The following is a 16404-nucleotide window of genomic DNA, read 5'->3' as shown; positions in this document are numbered from 1 at the left end:
GTTCGTCACCAGCAAGCTAGGTCGGCTATATTACTCTTTATTTCGAAAGAGTCAACAGGTTCGGTCGATTATTTTTAAACCTCTTCAAGACTTCCAGATTTAAACCCTTTGAGCTAAATCCTTGTTTCTCAACAAGTTTTAATCAACATCACCGCCGATGGATGTGCATTCTACAGCATTTCAGAGCCCTTGCAACACTTCTTGCAAAGATTTTTTTTCGTGTGTTTATTTTTCAAACTAATAAAAATACAAGTAATTGTTATATATAGTTAATTTATTTCCATTATTTTTGAATTTTATTGAGCACCTTCAACAAAACCTACCCAATAAATCAATAAGATATTGTTTTATTTGAATTTAAATTATAAAAGTCTTTATCACATGACTTATGTCGTTCAATTCACATTCTATTCTTGTTTGATTCTTCATCAACCTGGCGTTTATATACACAAAACTTGTTTTATCCAGTCTTCTTCCAAGATACATAGGCCCTATTTAAATATGGAAAATTTATTGCAACCCTAAAAATTAAAAAGCCATCGCTATTGAGCAATGGCTTTTGGAGTACTGAGCAACAATTAGAATTTCATACTGACACGTGCCCAGTAATTACGTCCCATATTATTAAACTGCTCGGTTGTTGGTAAACCTGTCCCGGAAGCACCCATTTTATTTAAGTGCTCGGTATAAGTCCGATCTAGGACATTATCGACTCCGACTGATATATCCACGCTATCCATGACATGGTAGCTACCGTTTAAAGACAAAGTACCAAAGCCTGCGCTCTGCTTATTGTCATAACCCACAATATTACCTTCGTTAAGACTGATCCGGTTTTGACCATCTACTACACGCCATAGCAATCCAAAATTATATTTGTCTTGAACATAGCGTAAGTTAACACGGGCTTCTAAAGGAGAGATTTGTGGCAAAGGCGTATTATCTGTGGTGTTTTCACCCCAGGCATACATGGCGCTGATATCGGCCTGCAGGCGGTCAGTAAACTGGTAACCAATTCCAGCTTCTGCACCAGCGATAGTGGCATCGACATTACGGGTATGTGCTTCAAGCATTCTCATCATGCCAGTAGGTTTATAGGTTGTTAACACATAATCATTAATCAAACCTACGTATGCGGATGCCCATGAGTTGAAATGACCATGCTCATGTTGATAACCAAAATCTAGCTGTAATGTCTTTTCAATATCAATATTGGCAAAAGTATTGACGTTATCATTTCCCGTTTTAGGACTAAATAATTCCCAGTAATCCGGCATACGCTCGACATAACCCAGACCCATATAGGTCTTGCCATCGTCATGATCGGAATGATGATTTTCAAAACGAATAAAGGCACTCGGTAAAGTTTCTTTGCGTTCCTGTTGAGATTGAACAGCGTCTACATTGACCTGATCAAGACGAACACCAGACACTAGCTTATTGTTATCACTAAGCTGATAACTCAATTCTCCAAAAGCCCCCACAGACTGGAATTCCATATCTTGAGTTCGTGGCTGAGTTTGATACGGCGTCATCAGACTTCCGTTACGTTTAGTATGTTCATTGTTCTGACTATCAATACCAGTAATCAGCTGCAATTTATCCCACTCATTGGTCATTGCCATACGTGCGTTCAATGTTTTACGTGTCACATTGGTCGCCATTGGCATACTCATCATTCCTCCAGGCTGGAACTCACGTAAACTAAAGTTATCCATAACGTGGTCATTAAAGTTATAGTTCACTTGAGCTTCGACTTTTTGAATGATATCGGTAAGATTTTTCTTTTCTACACGAAGTCCTAAACTTTCGCGGGCAAACTTGGAACCGTCCATTGCACGGCCGGCATAAACTGCTTCACCATCAGCTTTACCGCCAGTCAGCTCTACCCAGGTATCTGTATCTGGAGTCCAGCCCAATGCCAGATCCGCATTCCAGCGCTCCCAATCTGAAGGTACAGTGGTTCCATCTCCATCTTGATAGCTATTCAATACCGAACGATTGGTATTGAGGCGAATATATTTCTGTTCATCGCCTGCTGCGACTTCCACATTATGATCAAGACGTCCGAAAGCTCCCATCAAGACACTGGCCTGACCGCGATAGTTTTGATCTTGATCAAACTGCTCCGGTGTACGTTCGAAAATCACTGTGGCCGCAGAGCCAGTATTGGCATACTGAACCGTTTGCGGTCCTTTAATCACCGAAATACGGTCATAGCTTTCCGGAGAAATATAAGAGGTCGGCGAATCCATACGACTTGGACAGGCGCCCAGGTTTTCGGTGCCATCAGTTAGGATCTTAATTCGTGAACCAAACATGCCGCGGAACGTCACATCACCATTGGTGCCGGCACCGCTATTGACCGAACTAAAGCCGACAATACTTTGCAAATAATCCGCACCATCACTGGCAGGAATCGGTTGAATCGGCTGTTTTGGATCAGCGCGGACAATCAGCCCATTGGCATCATTACCTGATGCTGACGTCACCACAATCGGGGCAAATGTCTGAACCGGCATGGCGTCATTGGCCATCACTATCGAAGAATAACAAGCAACACAAATCGCAGCCGCAAGTGGCTGTAAAGAAAATTTAGGCTGAGCCATTTCTCTATCTCACTAAATACATAAATTAGGCACGGCTTGAGTCAATACCAACCCAAGCTGAAAAATGCAGATTTATGCAGGCAGTGGTGGCGCTCGCCCCTGAGGAATTAAGAAGAGTTGCTGAAGGACAAACCAGACATGCTTAAAAGTTTTTTGATAAGCAATTAAACGGACATGAATCCGGTCAAGTACCTGTTTGATGTCCAGATCAGGCGGTAAAACTAAATTGGCATGAACCTTACAGTACTGACACTGATGATTGGCATCATGATGATCATGTTGAAGATGATCAGATTGGATAAGGTGGCTATGCTCGCCAGCGCTATGCTGCGCATGAGCATCTGTCGCGATAAAAAGCGCACGCGTGATGGTTTCACAGACCGGAGCAACCTGATATTGCTTCGGTAACAAAGGCTGTAAAAATACAGCAATCTGTAGAAACACAGCTGCAAATGCAAATAGCAGCCCCGCGCGTAAAAACACAGGCTATTCCTAAAATATGCTTATGTTGATTATAGCAAAGCCCAATCAGAATTGGGCTTTGCTAGACCATTTAAATAAACTTTAAAATGATCCTAGCGCTTCACTGCCACCTTGTCTTTATTACGCTGGCGTACCAGTTTTTCCACTTTTTCACGTGCACGTTGACGTTTTAATGGCGATAAATAATCGACAAATAATTTGCCATTTAAGTGATCCATTTCATGTTGGATACACACAGCGAGAAGTCCGTCAGCATCGAGCTCAAATGCTTGACCTTCCAGATTAATTGCCTCAATTTTTACGCGTGACGGACGATCAACTTTATCGTATATTTGAGGAACTGATAGACAGCCTTCTTCGTAGGGCTGCGTTTCTTCAGTCAATGGTGTGATTTTGGGGTTAATAAACACCATCGGTTGATCTTTATTTTCAGACAGATCCATAACAATCAGCTGAATATGACGATCCACCTGAGTCGCGGCAAGTCCGATACCTGGTGCTTCATACATGGTTTCAAACATATCCGCAGCGAGCTGACGAATTTCATCAGTCACTTCTTCGACAGGTTGTGCAATGGTACGAAGACGGGGATCCGGGAAACTTAAAATAGGTAATAAGGCCATACTGCGTCCTCAATTATGCCATTGATCAAAAAACCAAATGAAGGGAATGCTTCATCAAAAAAATGTGTGTAAGATCGTTATTATAACGCAACTACGCACATAATTTTAGGAATTATGATAATGAAAAAGGTTTTGAAGGGCATGCCATTTTTTAGTGCCTTGGGGTTTAAAAATCAGATGCTGGCACTTGCAGTTTGTGTAGGCGTCAGTATGGGGACCATTCATTCTGCCGAGGCAGCACCTGCACGCAACGTCAATCCACCGGCATTAAAAGCCAATGCACCGAACGTTTATGTGGTGAAAAAAGGCGATACGCTTTGGGATATCTCGAAACGCTTCCTGAAAAATCCGGTCCGTTGGCCGGAAATCTGGGCGAGTAATAAGCACGTGAAAAATCCACACTGGATTTTCCCGGGTGACCGCCTGTTGATGTGTGATTACCAGGGCCGCCCGATTATTGGTAAAGACGAAGGTGATGGTTGTGAAGGTATTATCAGCCGCTATCTTGGCAGTACTTCTCTGCAGCCCCAGATTCGTGTTGAATCTTTAAATAATACGATTCCCGTGATTCCGCTTGAGCACATCAAGCAGTGGCTAGAACGCTACACCCTTCTGGCACCTGATTCAGTTCAGGGCACACCCTACATTCTCGGAACTGCAGATCAGCGCGTACTGGCTGGCAAAGGTCAGAAAGTCTATGCACGTGGTCACGGCCTGGTAGTGGGTCAACGCTATGCGGTGTATCGTGAAGCTGAACCGTATGTATTTACGGATGCAAATGGCAAGAAATATACGGCTGCACTGGAGCTGCAACAGGTGGCATCTGGTATTGCAGTTCGTGGCGAAGGTGATGTGACCACACTTGAACTGACAGATAGTTACAATGCTGAAGTACGTCGCGGTGATCGTGTATTACCTGAATACGATCCAATGTTACCGACTCTGTTCTATCCGACCAATGCAGAAAATATTGCTGCCGGTGGTCAGATTGTGCGTGTATTGGGGTCGATTGGTACAGCAGCACGTCATAGTGTGGTCACCATTGACCGTGGTACGGCACATGGGGTTCAGACGGGTCATGTCTTTAGTGTGAATCAAAAAGGTGAAGTCGTGACTGATCCTAAAACTAAAGAACGTGTGCAATTGCCGGGTGAGCGCATTGGACAAGTGATGGTATTTAAAACCTTCGATCAATTAAGCTATGCCTATGTGCTGGAAAGTGAATTACCCATCAAGATGGGTGCAGGGATTCAAGCGCCCCTTTTAGATGAATAAATATTTATCTAAGTAAAAAACTTAATAATAAGAAGACAACCCTATAGGTCTCAATATGCTGAATCCGTTATCACGCGTGCAACTGGAAACAATTACGTTATGGTATCTGGTTCAGCATTCCCTTTCGAGTTTCTATAAAATCAGTCAACATTATGCTGAACTGGCCCATGCCCTTCAGCCGGATCAGGTCCCTGTCTGGCAAGCACTGGGTATTCATGCCAATCATGTACAGCGCTTAAAAGAGTTCCATCTACCAGAAGCGCAACAGAAATTTCAGTGTTGTCTGCAGCAGATCCAGCAGGATAGCGATTTTATTTTGCTGCACAGTGACCCGCATTATCCGCAACAATTACATCCTTATGCAGATAAACCCCCAATCATTTTTGGTCAAGGCAGGCCTGACACCTTGCTTCAGGCACAGATTGCCATTGTGGGCAGCCGCAAACCCAGTCCACACGGCCGGCAAGTGGCTTACGATTTTGCTTTTTATTTGAGTGAACAGGGTTTTTATATCAATAGCGGTCTGGCACACGGTATTGATGAAGCAGCACATCGGGCTGCCTTACAACATCAAGGGACGATAGCAGTGATGGCGACTGGACTGGATCAAACCTATCCAGCACAACATCAGTCACTACGTCAGCAAATCATTGAGCATGGCGGTGCTGTCATCAGTGAGTTTCTGCCAGATACATTGCCTTTGCAACACCATTTTCCACGGCGTAACCGAATCGTCAGTGGTTTAAGCCTAGGTGTCATTGTGGCAGAGGCTGCTTTAAAAAGCGGCTCCCTCATTACGGCTAAACTGGCAGCCGAGCAAGGCAAAACCGTTTTTGCCATTCCGGGACATATTTACAGTGAACATCACCAGGGCTGTCACCAACTGATTCGTGAAGGTGCGATTCTGATTGACCATCCACAGCAGGTCATCGAAGAACTGGCGCTGGCCACGCAATGGCAAGCTTTGGAAAACACCACCAAAACGAAAGTTACTGAAGCAACATCACAGCAAATTCCACCGCATCTGCTCAGTCTGTATAATCAGCTGGACTGGGTGGGACAGAGTTTGGATCAACTGGGAACGCAGGTTCAGCAAGAGGTATCTGCTTTGACCAGCCAACTCATGGAACTGGAGTTACTCGGTTTTTGTACCCAGCAAGCCGGCCTCTATCTACGTTGTCGGATTCTCAAATAAGGTTCACAATAGCGCTTTGTTGTTTGATATAAGGTATCCACATGATCACTACCTCTGTTGCCGAAGCAGCAGCATGGCTTAAAGATGGACAAGTCTTGGCATATCCTACAGAGGCTGTTTGGGGCTTGGGTTGCGACCCCTATAATGAACAGGCATTTCATCAGATTCTAGAATTGAAGCAACGCCCGATTGAGAAAGGTGTGATTCTGCTGGCAGCTCATCTTTCACAGGTAGAACATCTGCTGCAGGATTTAAGCGAAGAAATGCGTGAAAAAGTGATTGAATCCTGGAACCATGACAGACCTGCTGATCGCGCGACCACCTGGCTACTTCCTGCAAATAAAGATATTCCTGACTGGATTAAAGGTCATCATCCTAAAGTAGCCGTACGTGTAACCACTCACCCACTCTGTGTGGCACTGTGTCAGGCCTTTGGCGGTTTTATCGTTTCGACCAGTGCCAACCCTGCCGGCATGGAACCTGCCCGCTCACTTCAGGATGCGATCCGCTATTTTGACCAGAACCTGAATTATCTAAATGGTGACCTCGGTTTAAGTCAGCAACCAAGCCGGATCATTGATGCAGTGACTGGTGTAGTTATTCGTGACTGAGTCCTGTCTGATTTAGTCGGGACACTCAAGCCCGACTAAAGTTTTAAGACAAAAAAAAGCTCAGCCATATAGGGATGGCTGAGCATAAAAAAGGATGTGCATAAATCACATCCAGAGGGTTCATAAAATCTCTGGGAGTCTGATAAAACAAGGATTTTCTTGCTTGATCATTCTCGATGGGCGCATTATGAAAGAAACTGAATACAACGACAAGTACAATAAAACAATCAAACAATACATATTTTCTATTAATAGCAAACAATTTTTGACCAATATTCAAAATATCTTGCTCTTTCTATTCTCTTTTTAAAATAAAACGATATTTTTCTATTTGTTTTAACATTTGAAAATTAGCATTTAAAAGGGGATTTCAATTAAAAAAGTTTTGATTAACCGCTCAATATTTAATCAGAAAAAATTCTTAATTAGCTCTTTTAATTCCTGATTAAGCGGATCTTCCGGGATATTGAGCCCAGAGGATTCCAAGTAAAATGATGCCACCGCCGATACTGTGATACATGGTCCACGCTTCACCCAGCCACAAATATGCGACTACTGCAGTAAAAACCGGCATCAGATTCATAAAAATACTGCTGCGATTGGGACCAAGTTGCTGCACAGCCATCATCCAGAATAACGGCGCGGCAATGGATGGGAAAATTCCGGCATAGATAATGCTGGCTGCATTAGCATGATTGATGCTGTCCAGACCTAAAATCAATACCAAAGGAATATGATATAGAAAGGCCATAAAAATCTGAATATACAGGCTCACTAAGAGTGGAATCTGAATCTGCCATTTTTTCAGAAACACGCCATAACAGGCATAGAAAAATACTGCGATCAACATCAACAGATCGCCAATATAACTTTCACCAACAGTTAAAAACTGCAGGCCCTGCCCTTGTGCCATGACATACATCAAGCCAATAAAGGACAGAAGACTCCCTAGCACTGCAGCCTGTGTCGGGCGAATCTTTAAAACAAAAATACCCACGATAATGGTAAAAATTGGAATAAAGGCATTGATCAGGCCCATATTGGTCGCAGTAGTGTAGTGTGCCGAGCTATAGGCCAGTCCCTGATACAGCACCATTCCCAGCGCACTCAAAACAGCAAAATGTCCGAGATATGGACGAATTTCCGGCCAGGCGGCTTTGACTTTGGACAACATGAATGGAGTTAAAATCAGTAAGGCCAAGGCCCAGCGGTAGAAACTAATACTGATGGGAGAAATATAATCTGCCACATAACGGGTAACCGTCATATTCAGAGACCAAATCAAAACTGCGGCCAGTGGTAAGGCCATGGCCCACCAGACTACCTTTTGTTGCTGTGTCATACTTTCATCCATGAGTCGCTGGTCTTGTTATTAAGCTATGCCTATTCGCGCATCCTAGCATAATAGATTTTTCACATAATATTGAGGCAATTTGCAGCTTTAAGTAACTGAGCTCACCTGTTTCTACTTGTGCTGAAAGCGAATACCCGTTAAAACAAATACCGTTCAGTCGCAATAAACAGGAAATCTAATGACTCGCTCTGTATATGACATTCCAGTCAAAACTATTGAAGGAACAGAAACCACTTTAAACCAGTACCAGAGTAAGGTTTTGCTGGTGGTTAACGTCGCATCTAAATGTGGCTTGACGCCGCAATATGAAGGCTTACAAAAACTGTATCAGGACAAAAAAGCGGAAGGTCTGGAAATTCTGGGCTTCCCTGCCAATAACTTTTTGGAACAGGAACCGGGTAGTGAAGCCGAGATTCAGGAATTCTGTTCAGTGAATTATAAAGTCGACTTCCCGCTATTTGCTAAAATCTCTGTTGCAGGCGAAGACAAGCATCCTTTATATGCCACCCTTACGCAAGCGATCCCGGAACGCATCGGTGAAGGCCCTTGGTGGAAAGATTTGGTCGATTATGGTCTAACCCCAAATCAGCCACCAGAAGTGCTCTGGAACTTTGAAAAATTCCTGATCAATAAAAATGGTGAAGTAGTGGCACGTTTTGCTCCAGATATTACTGCAGATGATCCACGGATTGTCGATGCAGTGAATGCAGAACTTGCAAAATAATTCTCGATTATTCTCATAAGCATCAAGCTTGAAATAAGTATCTATTTTCTTGGTAGATACTTATTTTTTTTATTTAAAAACGATTATTTAATTGCATTCAAATTCACCTAAAACATTTTCAAAGTGATTGCGGGCCAAACAAGCCAATTTGGTGAGAGCAAAGTACTTCTTTACCAGCTTTTAATAATCTTTTTCTTGTTTTTGAATAGAGTAACGTTCACAACCCAGAAGAATTGTTATGAGTTTGCAACAATCTTTTTTATCTCCATAGTTTGTCCTTATATTAGATACTAATAAAATTCCATCACCTGTATCGAGACCCTGATTCCATGTCCAAGATTCTTGCCAATGCTGTCCTTCCTTTCGCATTATTTAGCTCTGGAATTTTATTAATGGGTTGTGAACAGGCCGTCGAAGCACCGGCTGAACAGGCAGATACCACGACGTCCGATCTGGAACCAGCCTCTCAGCAACAGAGTTCAGCAGCACAAACCGAACTTAAATCGGGCAATATGTTTTATATGGTTCGTGATGTCGCCGACTTGCAGCTCAAGGCCGGCAGTTATGTAGAACAGTTAAAACAGACCCAGACCGAACTGCAAACGGCGGTCGAAGCTAAAGATACCCAGCAACTGCAGTCCACTGCGACCCAGCTACAACAGCAACTCAGCAGTTTTAATCAGGTGTTAGGCAACCTGAACTTGAAAAGTCAGGAAATTGACCAGATTCGTGACAACATTATGACCGCCAATCAGCAAGTTCTGGCTTCTCCTCTTTTAAATGGTCAGGTGGATTTCAGCCAAGTGAACTTGAAAAAGATTGAATCCCAGATGGTTAATGTGCAATCCGAAATGGTCAAACTGGCCGGCTTGCTGATCCAGAATCCAGATCAGGAATCAGAGAGCAATACTGATCAGGATAATACTTAAAATACCTAAAAATCTCATTTTGAGGCGATTGATCGAAACACATCTTCCTCAATCGTCTTGCAGGCTATACACTGTTATCGATTATAAAAATTATATTTAGATCAGGAATTTTCATCTAATCAGATCATCAGGAGTTCAATCATGTCGAATTCAGTGCTGTATTCTGTGGTTTCAGTCACATCCCGGCTTGATCTGAAAGATCCTTTTATTTTTACCGTTCATCATCAAGATCATTATCCGCAAGGCAATGCAGAATTAGGACCTGTTTCCCCTCCACAACAGCATGAATATGACATGTATTATGGCGAGAGCATTCCCGGCTTTCCGGAGCATCCGCATACTGGCTTTGAAACCATTACCATTGTCGAGCGCGGTTATGTCGATCATTTTGACTCGCTGGGAAACTCGGGACGTTATGGCGCGGGTGATGTGCAATGGCTGACTACCGGCAATGGGGTACAGCATTGCGAGATGTTTCCCTTAGTCCATCAGGATCAGGACAATCCTCTTGAGCTGTTTCAAATCTGGCTGAATTCCTCACCGGAACAGAAAAAACAGCCAGCCGATTATAAAATGTTGTGGCGTGAACAGATTCCGCATGTATTTTCAGCAGATACGGCCGGACGTAAAGCGGATATTCGGGTCATTTCAGGGCAGTTTAAAACAACTGAAGCACTGGACCGTCCAGCACATTCCTGGGCAGCAGCCGCTGAAAACAGGGTCAATATTTATATGATCACGCTTGCACCTGAGGCAGAGCTGATTATTCCGGCAAGCACTGCAAGTGCAACGCGGTTTTGTTATTTCTATCAAGGTAACAGTCTGGAGCTGGAAGGACAGAAAATACAGGTCAAGCATCTGGTAGAACTGAAACCAGATCAGGACATTCACCTCAAAGGCAGTTTACTGGAATCGCATATTTTATGGCTAGAAGGTGAACCGATTGGCGCACCTGTTGCCATGCATGGGCCTTTTGTTTTGAATAGTGCGCAAGAACTGGATACAGCTTTTCGCCGCTATCGCGACACCCAGTTTGGTGGCTGGCCTTGGCTAAGCGCTGAACCCTCATTTCCACCAGAACATCCACGTTTTGCCAGTTATGAAGGTGGCAAACGTGAAGAATATCCAGACAAATAAGCCACTGAATAGTAGCTTATTTGACATCAGATCAGCTCATATTATTTTTTCGGGCTTTTGACGACGACCAGTTTCTTCTGCACAAACTCTCTAAAACCATCAATCGACAGTTCATGTCCATAACCGGAATTTTTGATTCCACCAAATGGTAACTCAGGCGTGGTATCAGTAAACCAGTTGATCCAGATCATGCCAGTTTCCACCCGTGACGCCAGCTTTTTCGCCCGCTCAATATCCTGAGCATGGATCACGCCACCCAGACCATAATTGGAATCATTGGCAATTTCGACAATTTCATCATCATCCTTGGCCACATAGATTTGCGCCACCGGGCCAAAGAATTCTTCATACCAGGCTTCATTTTCACGCGTGATATTTTCCAGAATCGTTGGCGCATAGAAATTGCCTTGATGTTCTACAGCCTTACCGCCAATGACCACAGTTGCACCTTGTGCTACGGCCTTATCGACCTGCTTGGTCAGTTTTTCCAGCGCATCTTTTGAAGACAGTGGCCCTAAAGTGGTTTCAGGATCAAGCGGATCACCCAGTTTTAACTGCTCAAAAGCTTTCAGCATGCCGGCTTTGAATTGTTCGGCAATTTTATCATGCAGAATAAATCGCTTCGCCGCCGTACACACCTGCCCGGCATTATTCACCCGTGCCTGACAGCCCAACTTAATAGCACGTTCCAGATCGGCATCATCGAGTACGATAAATACATCATTCCCGCCCAATTCCAGTGTAGATTTTTTAAGATGTTTCCCGGCCTGCTCAGCCACTGCACTGCCTGCGCCTTCAGAACCGGTTAGTGCCACCCCGCGTACACGCTTGTCTGCAATCACATCTTTAACCTGATCGGAGCTGATAAACAGATTGGTCCAGACACCTTTGGGTGCGCCTGCATCCAAGACCAGTTTTTCAAAGGCTTCCGCACATTGCGGTACAATGCCAGCATGTTTTGCCAGAACCGGATTACCAATGGCACAGTTCGGCGCAAAGACGCGCATCAGTTGATAAAATGGGAAATTCCACGGTTCTACCGCCATGATAATACCCAGTGGATGATGCTCAACCCAGGCCTCACCCAGTTCCGTTTCATAGGACACTGGCGCTAAAAATTCTTTGGCATGATCGGCATAGTATTCTGCAATTTTGGCGCAGGTTTCGATTTCCCCTTCACTCTGCTTGATCAGTTTTCCCATATCCAGCGTCATGAGTTTAGCGAGTTCAGATTTTTGCTCTCGCATATTGCTGGCCAATTTGCGCAGTACTTCAATACGGGTATCGACCTGTTGTGACCATTCTGACTTTAGGATTTTTTCTGCGGTATCGAGTGCATTTTGAATATCTTGATCGTTATGGGATGGGTAGCCTTTCAATTTTTGATTGGTAAATGGATTAATAGATTGATAAGCCATGATTTTCCCTTTTTCAATTATAAGTTTCGCCTGTTCAAAACCCAATCGCATCAAGTTATAACAAGCGAGTATCTGTTCGAATTATTTAACTTATCATTGATTTTTTTATCGCGTGTGTCTGCTTACAGATTGGTTCAAAACATTACTGAGAGCAGGTAAAAGTTATATTGAGTGGTACAAAATAAAGTTTTCTAATAAATATCAAACTAAAGCCAATAGTGCTGAAATTAGGGTTCGAGCAAACTATAAAAAGCTTGAAGTACCAAGTTTAGCAGAAGGTTTTGATAAGACATTTAAGGTGAAGATTGTGGAGAATTTTCGATTATTCTCCATCCCTAAGCTCTATTAAAGTCTTTTTTTGGGTCTTCTTTTATGTGTGGTTTCTCTGACAACAGGTATAGGGTGTTTAGGAGAAGGTTTTAATCTCACACCCTTCATTACTTTTTTATAGATTCTTCCTCCATTTTATAATAGACAAATAACTGATGAATTAAGTTTTCTAAAACTTTTAGATGCAAAATTAAGTCTTTTCTAGATTTGCTATCAGCATGATGTACGGCATCATTACCCAAATAACGAATATTATCTAACAATCCTCTTTGTTTGGTAGAAATAAATCCTTCTTTTTCAAATTGGGTTAAAATCACACCTAAATCATCAGACTTGCCAAAATACTTTATTATTTGCTCTAAAAGAGTTCTTAAACCTAAAGCAGTCAATAAAGGCATATTATTATTTAAAGCTATGATAACTTCTTCATAAGTTAAATAAATCTCTTCAGGCAGAATTTTTTCAAACTCTTTAGAAAATGCAGTTTCATCATCACGTAATGGATATATTTGGATCTGTGCATTATCTTCGTAAATAGGAGTGCCGTCATACTCCTCACCAATTTGATCTACTTCCTCTGAATTAACAATTTTATCTTGATAAGAAATAGAGTCACAATTAATACAACACAATATACGATGATTATAAAACATCGTAAGAATTCCATCATACTCATCACAAGTATGATAAATATCGGTTAAAACCTCATGCTTGATATACGTTCTGCATTTAGTACATAAGATTATTTCAATATTTTGACCATATTGAATTTTCCCTTCTAGTTTTGAGGAAACGAATAAGCTCTCAATATTCATAAATTTTTAATTTATTTTATGATAATTCTATTTATAACATAAAAAAACCACCCTTTCGGGTGGTTTTTTCAATCTCAAACCGTCTCTTATTGAGCGCGGTTTTTGATTTTGCGGATCGTTTCCAACTGTGCAGCAGTTTCTGCAAGAGCAGCCAAAGCAGCAGCAGAGTCCAAATCGCTCTTTTGATTCGCAAGCAATGCTTCAGCGTGTTTACGCGCTTCAACAATAGCTGCTTCATCTAAGTTTTCTGCACGGACTGCAGTATCTGCAAGAACCGTAACAACATGCGGTTGAACTTCTAGAACACCACCAGATACATAGATCAACTCTTCTGTACCGTTTTCCAAAATAACGCGGATCGCGCCAGGTTGGAGCAAAGTTACCAACGGAGCATGGCCAGGCATAATACCCAACTCACCGCCAGCACCTTTTGCAATTAGCATAGTTATAGTGCCTGAGTACAAAGACTCCTGAACACTTACAACATCACATTGCATAGTCGCCATGAGAATCTCCTAAATTAGAGTAGCTAATTAAAGTTTCTCGGCTTTAGCAATAACTTCGTCAATACCACCAACCATGTAGAACGCTTGTTCTGGGATGTGATCGTATTCACCAGCTAGAAGACCTTTAAAGCCACGAATCGTTTCTTTAAGAGATACTAATTTACCAGGAGCACCAGTAAATACTTCAGCTACGTGGAACGGTTGAGAGAAGAAACGCTGGATTTTACGCGCACGGTAAACAACCAGTTTATCTTCTTCAGCAAGCTCGTCCATACCAAGAATCGCGATGATGTCTTTAAGCTCTTTATAACGTTGCAATACGTTCTGTACAGAACGTGCAATTTCATAATGCTCTTGACCAACAACTAACGGATCTAACTGGCGTGAAGTTGAGTCTAGTGGATCGATCGCTGGGTAAATACCAGAAGATGCGATGTCACGGCTCAATACAACAGTTGCGTCCAAGTGAGCAAACGTTGTAGCAGGCGATGGATCTGTCAAGTCATCGGCAGGTACGTATACCGCTTGGATTGACGTAATAGAACCAGACTTAGTCGATGTAATACGTTCTTGAAGAACACCCATCTCTTCTGCAAGTGTAGGCTGGTAACCTACTGCAGATGGCATACGACCTAGAAGTGCTGATACTTCAGTACCCGCTAGTGTATAACGATAGATGTTATCTACGAACAATAGTACGTCACGGCCTTTACCGTTTTCGTCTTTCTCATCACGGAAATATTCAGCCATGGTCAAACCAGTCAACGCTACGCGTAAACGGTTACCTGGTGGCTCGTTCATCTGACCGTAGACCATTGCTACTTTGTCTAGAACGTTAGAATCTTTCATTTCGTGATAGAAGTCGTTACCTTCACGAGTACGCTCACCAACACCAGCAAACACAGATAAACCTGAGTGAGCTTTCGCGATGTTGTTGATCAACTCCATCATGTTTACAGTTTTACCAACACCGGCACCACCGAACAGACCAACTTTACCACCTTTCGCAAACGGGCAAAGTAAGTCAATGACTTTAATACCAGTTTCTAAAAGGTCAGTAGAAGCCGCTTGTTCTGCATAAGAAGGCGCTTGACGGTGAATTGGTAAACGCGCTTCAGTCGCAACAGGACCAGCTTCGTCGATCGGGCGACCAAGAACGTCCATGATACGGCCTAGAGTCGCTGTACCTACTGGTACAGAAATCGGCGCGTTAGTGTTAGTTACGTTCAAACCACGCTTAAGGCCTTCAGTAGAACCCATTGCAATAGTACGAACTACGCCATCACCAAGCTGTTGCTGAACTTCTAAAGTAGTTTCAGTACCATCTACTTGGAGAGCGTCATAGATCTTAGGAACGCTGTTGCGTTCAAACTCGACGTCGATAACCGCGCCGATGATCTGAATGATACGACCGCTATTCATTGCTGTCTCCTCAATTCAAAATAATGTTAAACGGCAGCGGCACCACCAACGATCTCAGAAATTTCCTGAGTAATCGCGGCTTGACGCAGCTTGTTATAAATAAGTTGCAGGCTCTTAATGATCTCGCCTGCGTTGTCTGTCGCTGCTTTCATAGCGACCATACGTGCAGACTGCTCACATGCGATGTTTTCAATCACACCTTGATACACCACAGACTCGATATAGCGAACCAACAAGCCATTTAAAAGCTCTTCAGCTTCAGGCTCGTAGATGTAATCCCAACCGTATTGACGGTTCAGATTCTTGTCTTCTTCAGCAGCAGCCAAAGGAACAAGTTGTTCGATTTTTTGATTTTGAGTCATGGCATTGACAAAGCCGTTTGACACTAGATAAATACGATCTAACTCGCCTTTATCATAAGCATCCAACATCACCTGTACAGAACCAGATAACTGCTCAAGACTTGGGGCATCGCCGACTTGCGTCGTCGCACCAAGCACTTTACCGCCGTAGTTTTTAAAAAACGAAACCGCTTTTTGACCAATTAAAGCAAATTGAACTTCAATTGACTGCTCTTGTTGCTGTTGAACGTGTTTAACCACTTTCTTGAACAGGTTAATGTTCAAACCACCAGCAAGGCCACGATCTGAAGACACAATAATATAGCCAACGCGCTTAACCGGGCGTTCAACCATATAACGGTGTTTGTATTCAGGATTCGCTTGGACCAAATGAGCAATTACACGGTGCATATTTTCGGCATACGGACGGCCTTGAGCCATGCGCTCTTGCGCACGACGCATCTTAGAAGCTGCTACCATTTGCATCGCTCGAGTAATCTTCTGCGTGCTTTTGATACTAGCTACTTTGGCGCGAATTTCTTTTAAATTTGCCATACGCTTAACCTAGTATTCGAAAGCCCTTGCGAGCTTCCGAAGGTTGATTCCGTGAACCAAACCGACACTAAATTCAA

General features: G+C 43.0%; 15 protein-coding genes. 6 read left to right on the top strand and 9 right to left on the bottom strand.

Annotated features, from left to right (window positions below; translation table 11 throughout):
• Positions 1-578 precede the first annotated feature (578 nt).
• The 3 genes from MWG72_RS09885 to def form a co-directional block, all read right to left on the bottom strand.
• A complete protein-coding gene (locus tag MWG72_RS09885) occupies positions 579-2609 on the bottom strand; it encodes a TonB-dependent copper receptor (protein ID WP_247143941.1) in 2031 nt (676 codons plus the stop codon).
• A gap of 72 nt (positions 2610-2681) precedes the next feature.
• Complete coding sequence (locus MWG72_RS09880) at positions 2682-3092, bottom strand: DUF2946 family protein (protein WP_004644876.1); 411 nt, start codon at positions 3090-3092, stop codon at positions 2682-2684.
• Positions 3093-3184: 92 nt separating this feature from the next.
• Complete coding sequence (def, locus tag MWG72_RS09875; protein WP_004644875.1) at positions 3185-3715, bottom strand: peptide deformylase; 531 nt, start codon at positions 3713-3715, stop codon at positions 3185-3187.
• A 120-nt stretch (positions 3716-3835) separates the two neighbouring features.
• On the opposite strand from def, the gene MWG72_RS09870 reads away from it, so the two are divergent.
• From MWG72_RS09870 to tsaC, 3 genes are read left to right on the top strand one after another with little or no spacing between them, the layout of a single operon-like run.
• Positions 3836-4990 (top strand): LysM peptidoglycan-binding domain-containing protein, encoded by a 1155-nt coding sequence (locus tag MWG72_RS09870; RefSeq protein ID WP_247143940.1) that lies wholly within the window; start codon positions 3836-3838, stop codon positions 4988-4990.
• Between the two features lie 55 nt (positions 4991-5045).
• Positions 5046-6185, top strand: a complete 1140-nt coding sequence (gene dprA / locus MWG72_RS09865) for a DNA-processing protein DprA (protein ID WP_247143939.1) — start codon at positions 5046-5048, stop codon at positions 6183-6185.
• A 41-nt stretch (positions 6186-6226) separates the two neighbouring features.
• A complete protein-coding gene (gene tsaC / locus MWG72_RS09860; protein WP_121980267.1) occupies positions 6227-6796 on the top strand; it encodes an L-threonylcarbamoyladenylate synthase type 1 TsaC in 570 nt (189 codons plus the stop codon).
• A gap of 445 nt (positions 6797-7241) precedes the next feature.
• Here the strand turns inward: tsaC and MWG72_RS09855 are convergent, their stop codons facing one another.
• The gene (locus tag MWG72_RS09855; protein WP_247143938.1) at positions 7242-8138 is read right to left on the bottom strand and encodes a DMT family transporter; all 897 of its coding nucleotides are present in this window, start codon (positions 8136-8138) and stop codon (positions 7242-7244) included.
• Positions 8139-8328: 190 nt separating this feature from the next.
• On the opposite strand from MWG72_RS09855, the gene MWG72_RS09850 reads away from it, so the two are divergent.
• The 3 genes from MWG72_RS09850 (at position 8329) to MWG72_RS09840 (ending at position 10940) form a co-directional block, all read left to right on the top strand.
• Positions 8329-8874, top strand: a complete 546-nt coding sequence (locus MWG72_RS09850) for a glutathione peroxidase (protein WP_247143937.1) — start codon at positions 8329-8331, stop codon at positions 8872-8874.
• Positions 8875-9203: 329 nt separating this feature from the next.
• The gene (locus tag MWG72_RS09845; RefSeq protein WP_005108413.1) at positions 9204-9803 is read left to right on the top strand and encodes a hypothetical protein; all 600 of its coding nucleotides are present in this window, start codon (positions 9204-9206) and stop codon (positions 9801-9803) included.
• A 141-nt stretch (positions 9804-9944) separates the two neighbouring features.
• Positions 9945-10940 (top strand): pirin family protein, encoded by a 996-nt coding sequence (locus MWG72_RS09840; protein ID WP_247143936.1) that lies wholly within the window; start codon positions 9945-9947, stop codon positions 10938-10940.
• Between the two features lie 41 nt (positions 10941-10981).
• Here MWG72_RS09840 and MWG72_RS09835 read toward each other — a convergent pair whose 3' ends face one another.
• The 5 genes from MWG72_RS09835 to atpG form a co-directional block, all read right to left on the bottom strand.
• Entirely contained in the window at positions 10982-12358 is a 1377-nt protein-coding gene (locus MWG72_RS09835) for an NAD-dependent succinate-semialdehyde dehydrogenase (protein WP_247143935.1), read from the bottom strand.
• A gap of 437 nt (positions 12359-12795) precedes the next feature.
• Positions 12796-13503 carry a DUF4145 domain-containing protein gene (locus MWG72_RS09830; protein WP_247143934.1) on the bottom strand — a complete coding sequence of 236 codons (708 nt, stop codon included), beginning with the start codon at positions 13501-13503 and terminating at the stop codon, positions 12796-12798.
• 86 nt (positions 13504-13589) lie between these two features.
• The gene (locus tag MWG72_RS09825) at positions 13590-14009 is read right to left on the bottom strand and encodes a F0F1 ATP synthase subunit epsilon (RefSeq protein ID WP_004644865.1); all 420 of its coding nucleotides are present in this window, start codon (positions 14007-14009) and stop codon (positions 13590-13592) included.
• Positions 14010-14036: 27 nt separating this feature from the next.
• The gene (atpD, locus tag MWG72_RS09820; RefSeq protein WP_004644863.1) at positions 14037-15431 is read right to left on the bottom strand and encodes a F0F1 ATP synthase subunit beta; all 1395 of its coding nucleotides are present in this window, start codon (positions 15429-15431) and stop codon (positions 14037-14039) included.
• A 26-nt stretch (positions 15432-15457) separates the two neighbouring features.
• A complete protein-coding gene (gene atpG, locus MWG72_RS09815) occupies positions 15458-16327 on the bottom strand; it encodes a F0F1 ATP synthase subunit gamma (RefSeq protein WP_004644862.1) in 870 nt (289 codons plus the stop codon).
• Positions 16328-16404 lie beyond the last annotated feature (77 nt).

It is taken from the genome of Acinetobacter lwoffii (assembly GCF_022967985.1).
In the GTDB taxonomy this organism is placed as follows: domain Bacteria; phylum Pseudomonadota; class Gammaproteobacteria; order Pseudomonadales; family Moraxellaceae; genus Acinetobacter.
The sequence above is the reverse complement of the archived record's forward strand: the minus strand, read 5'-3'. Positions and strand labels throughout refer to the sequence as shown.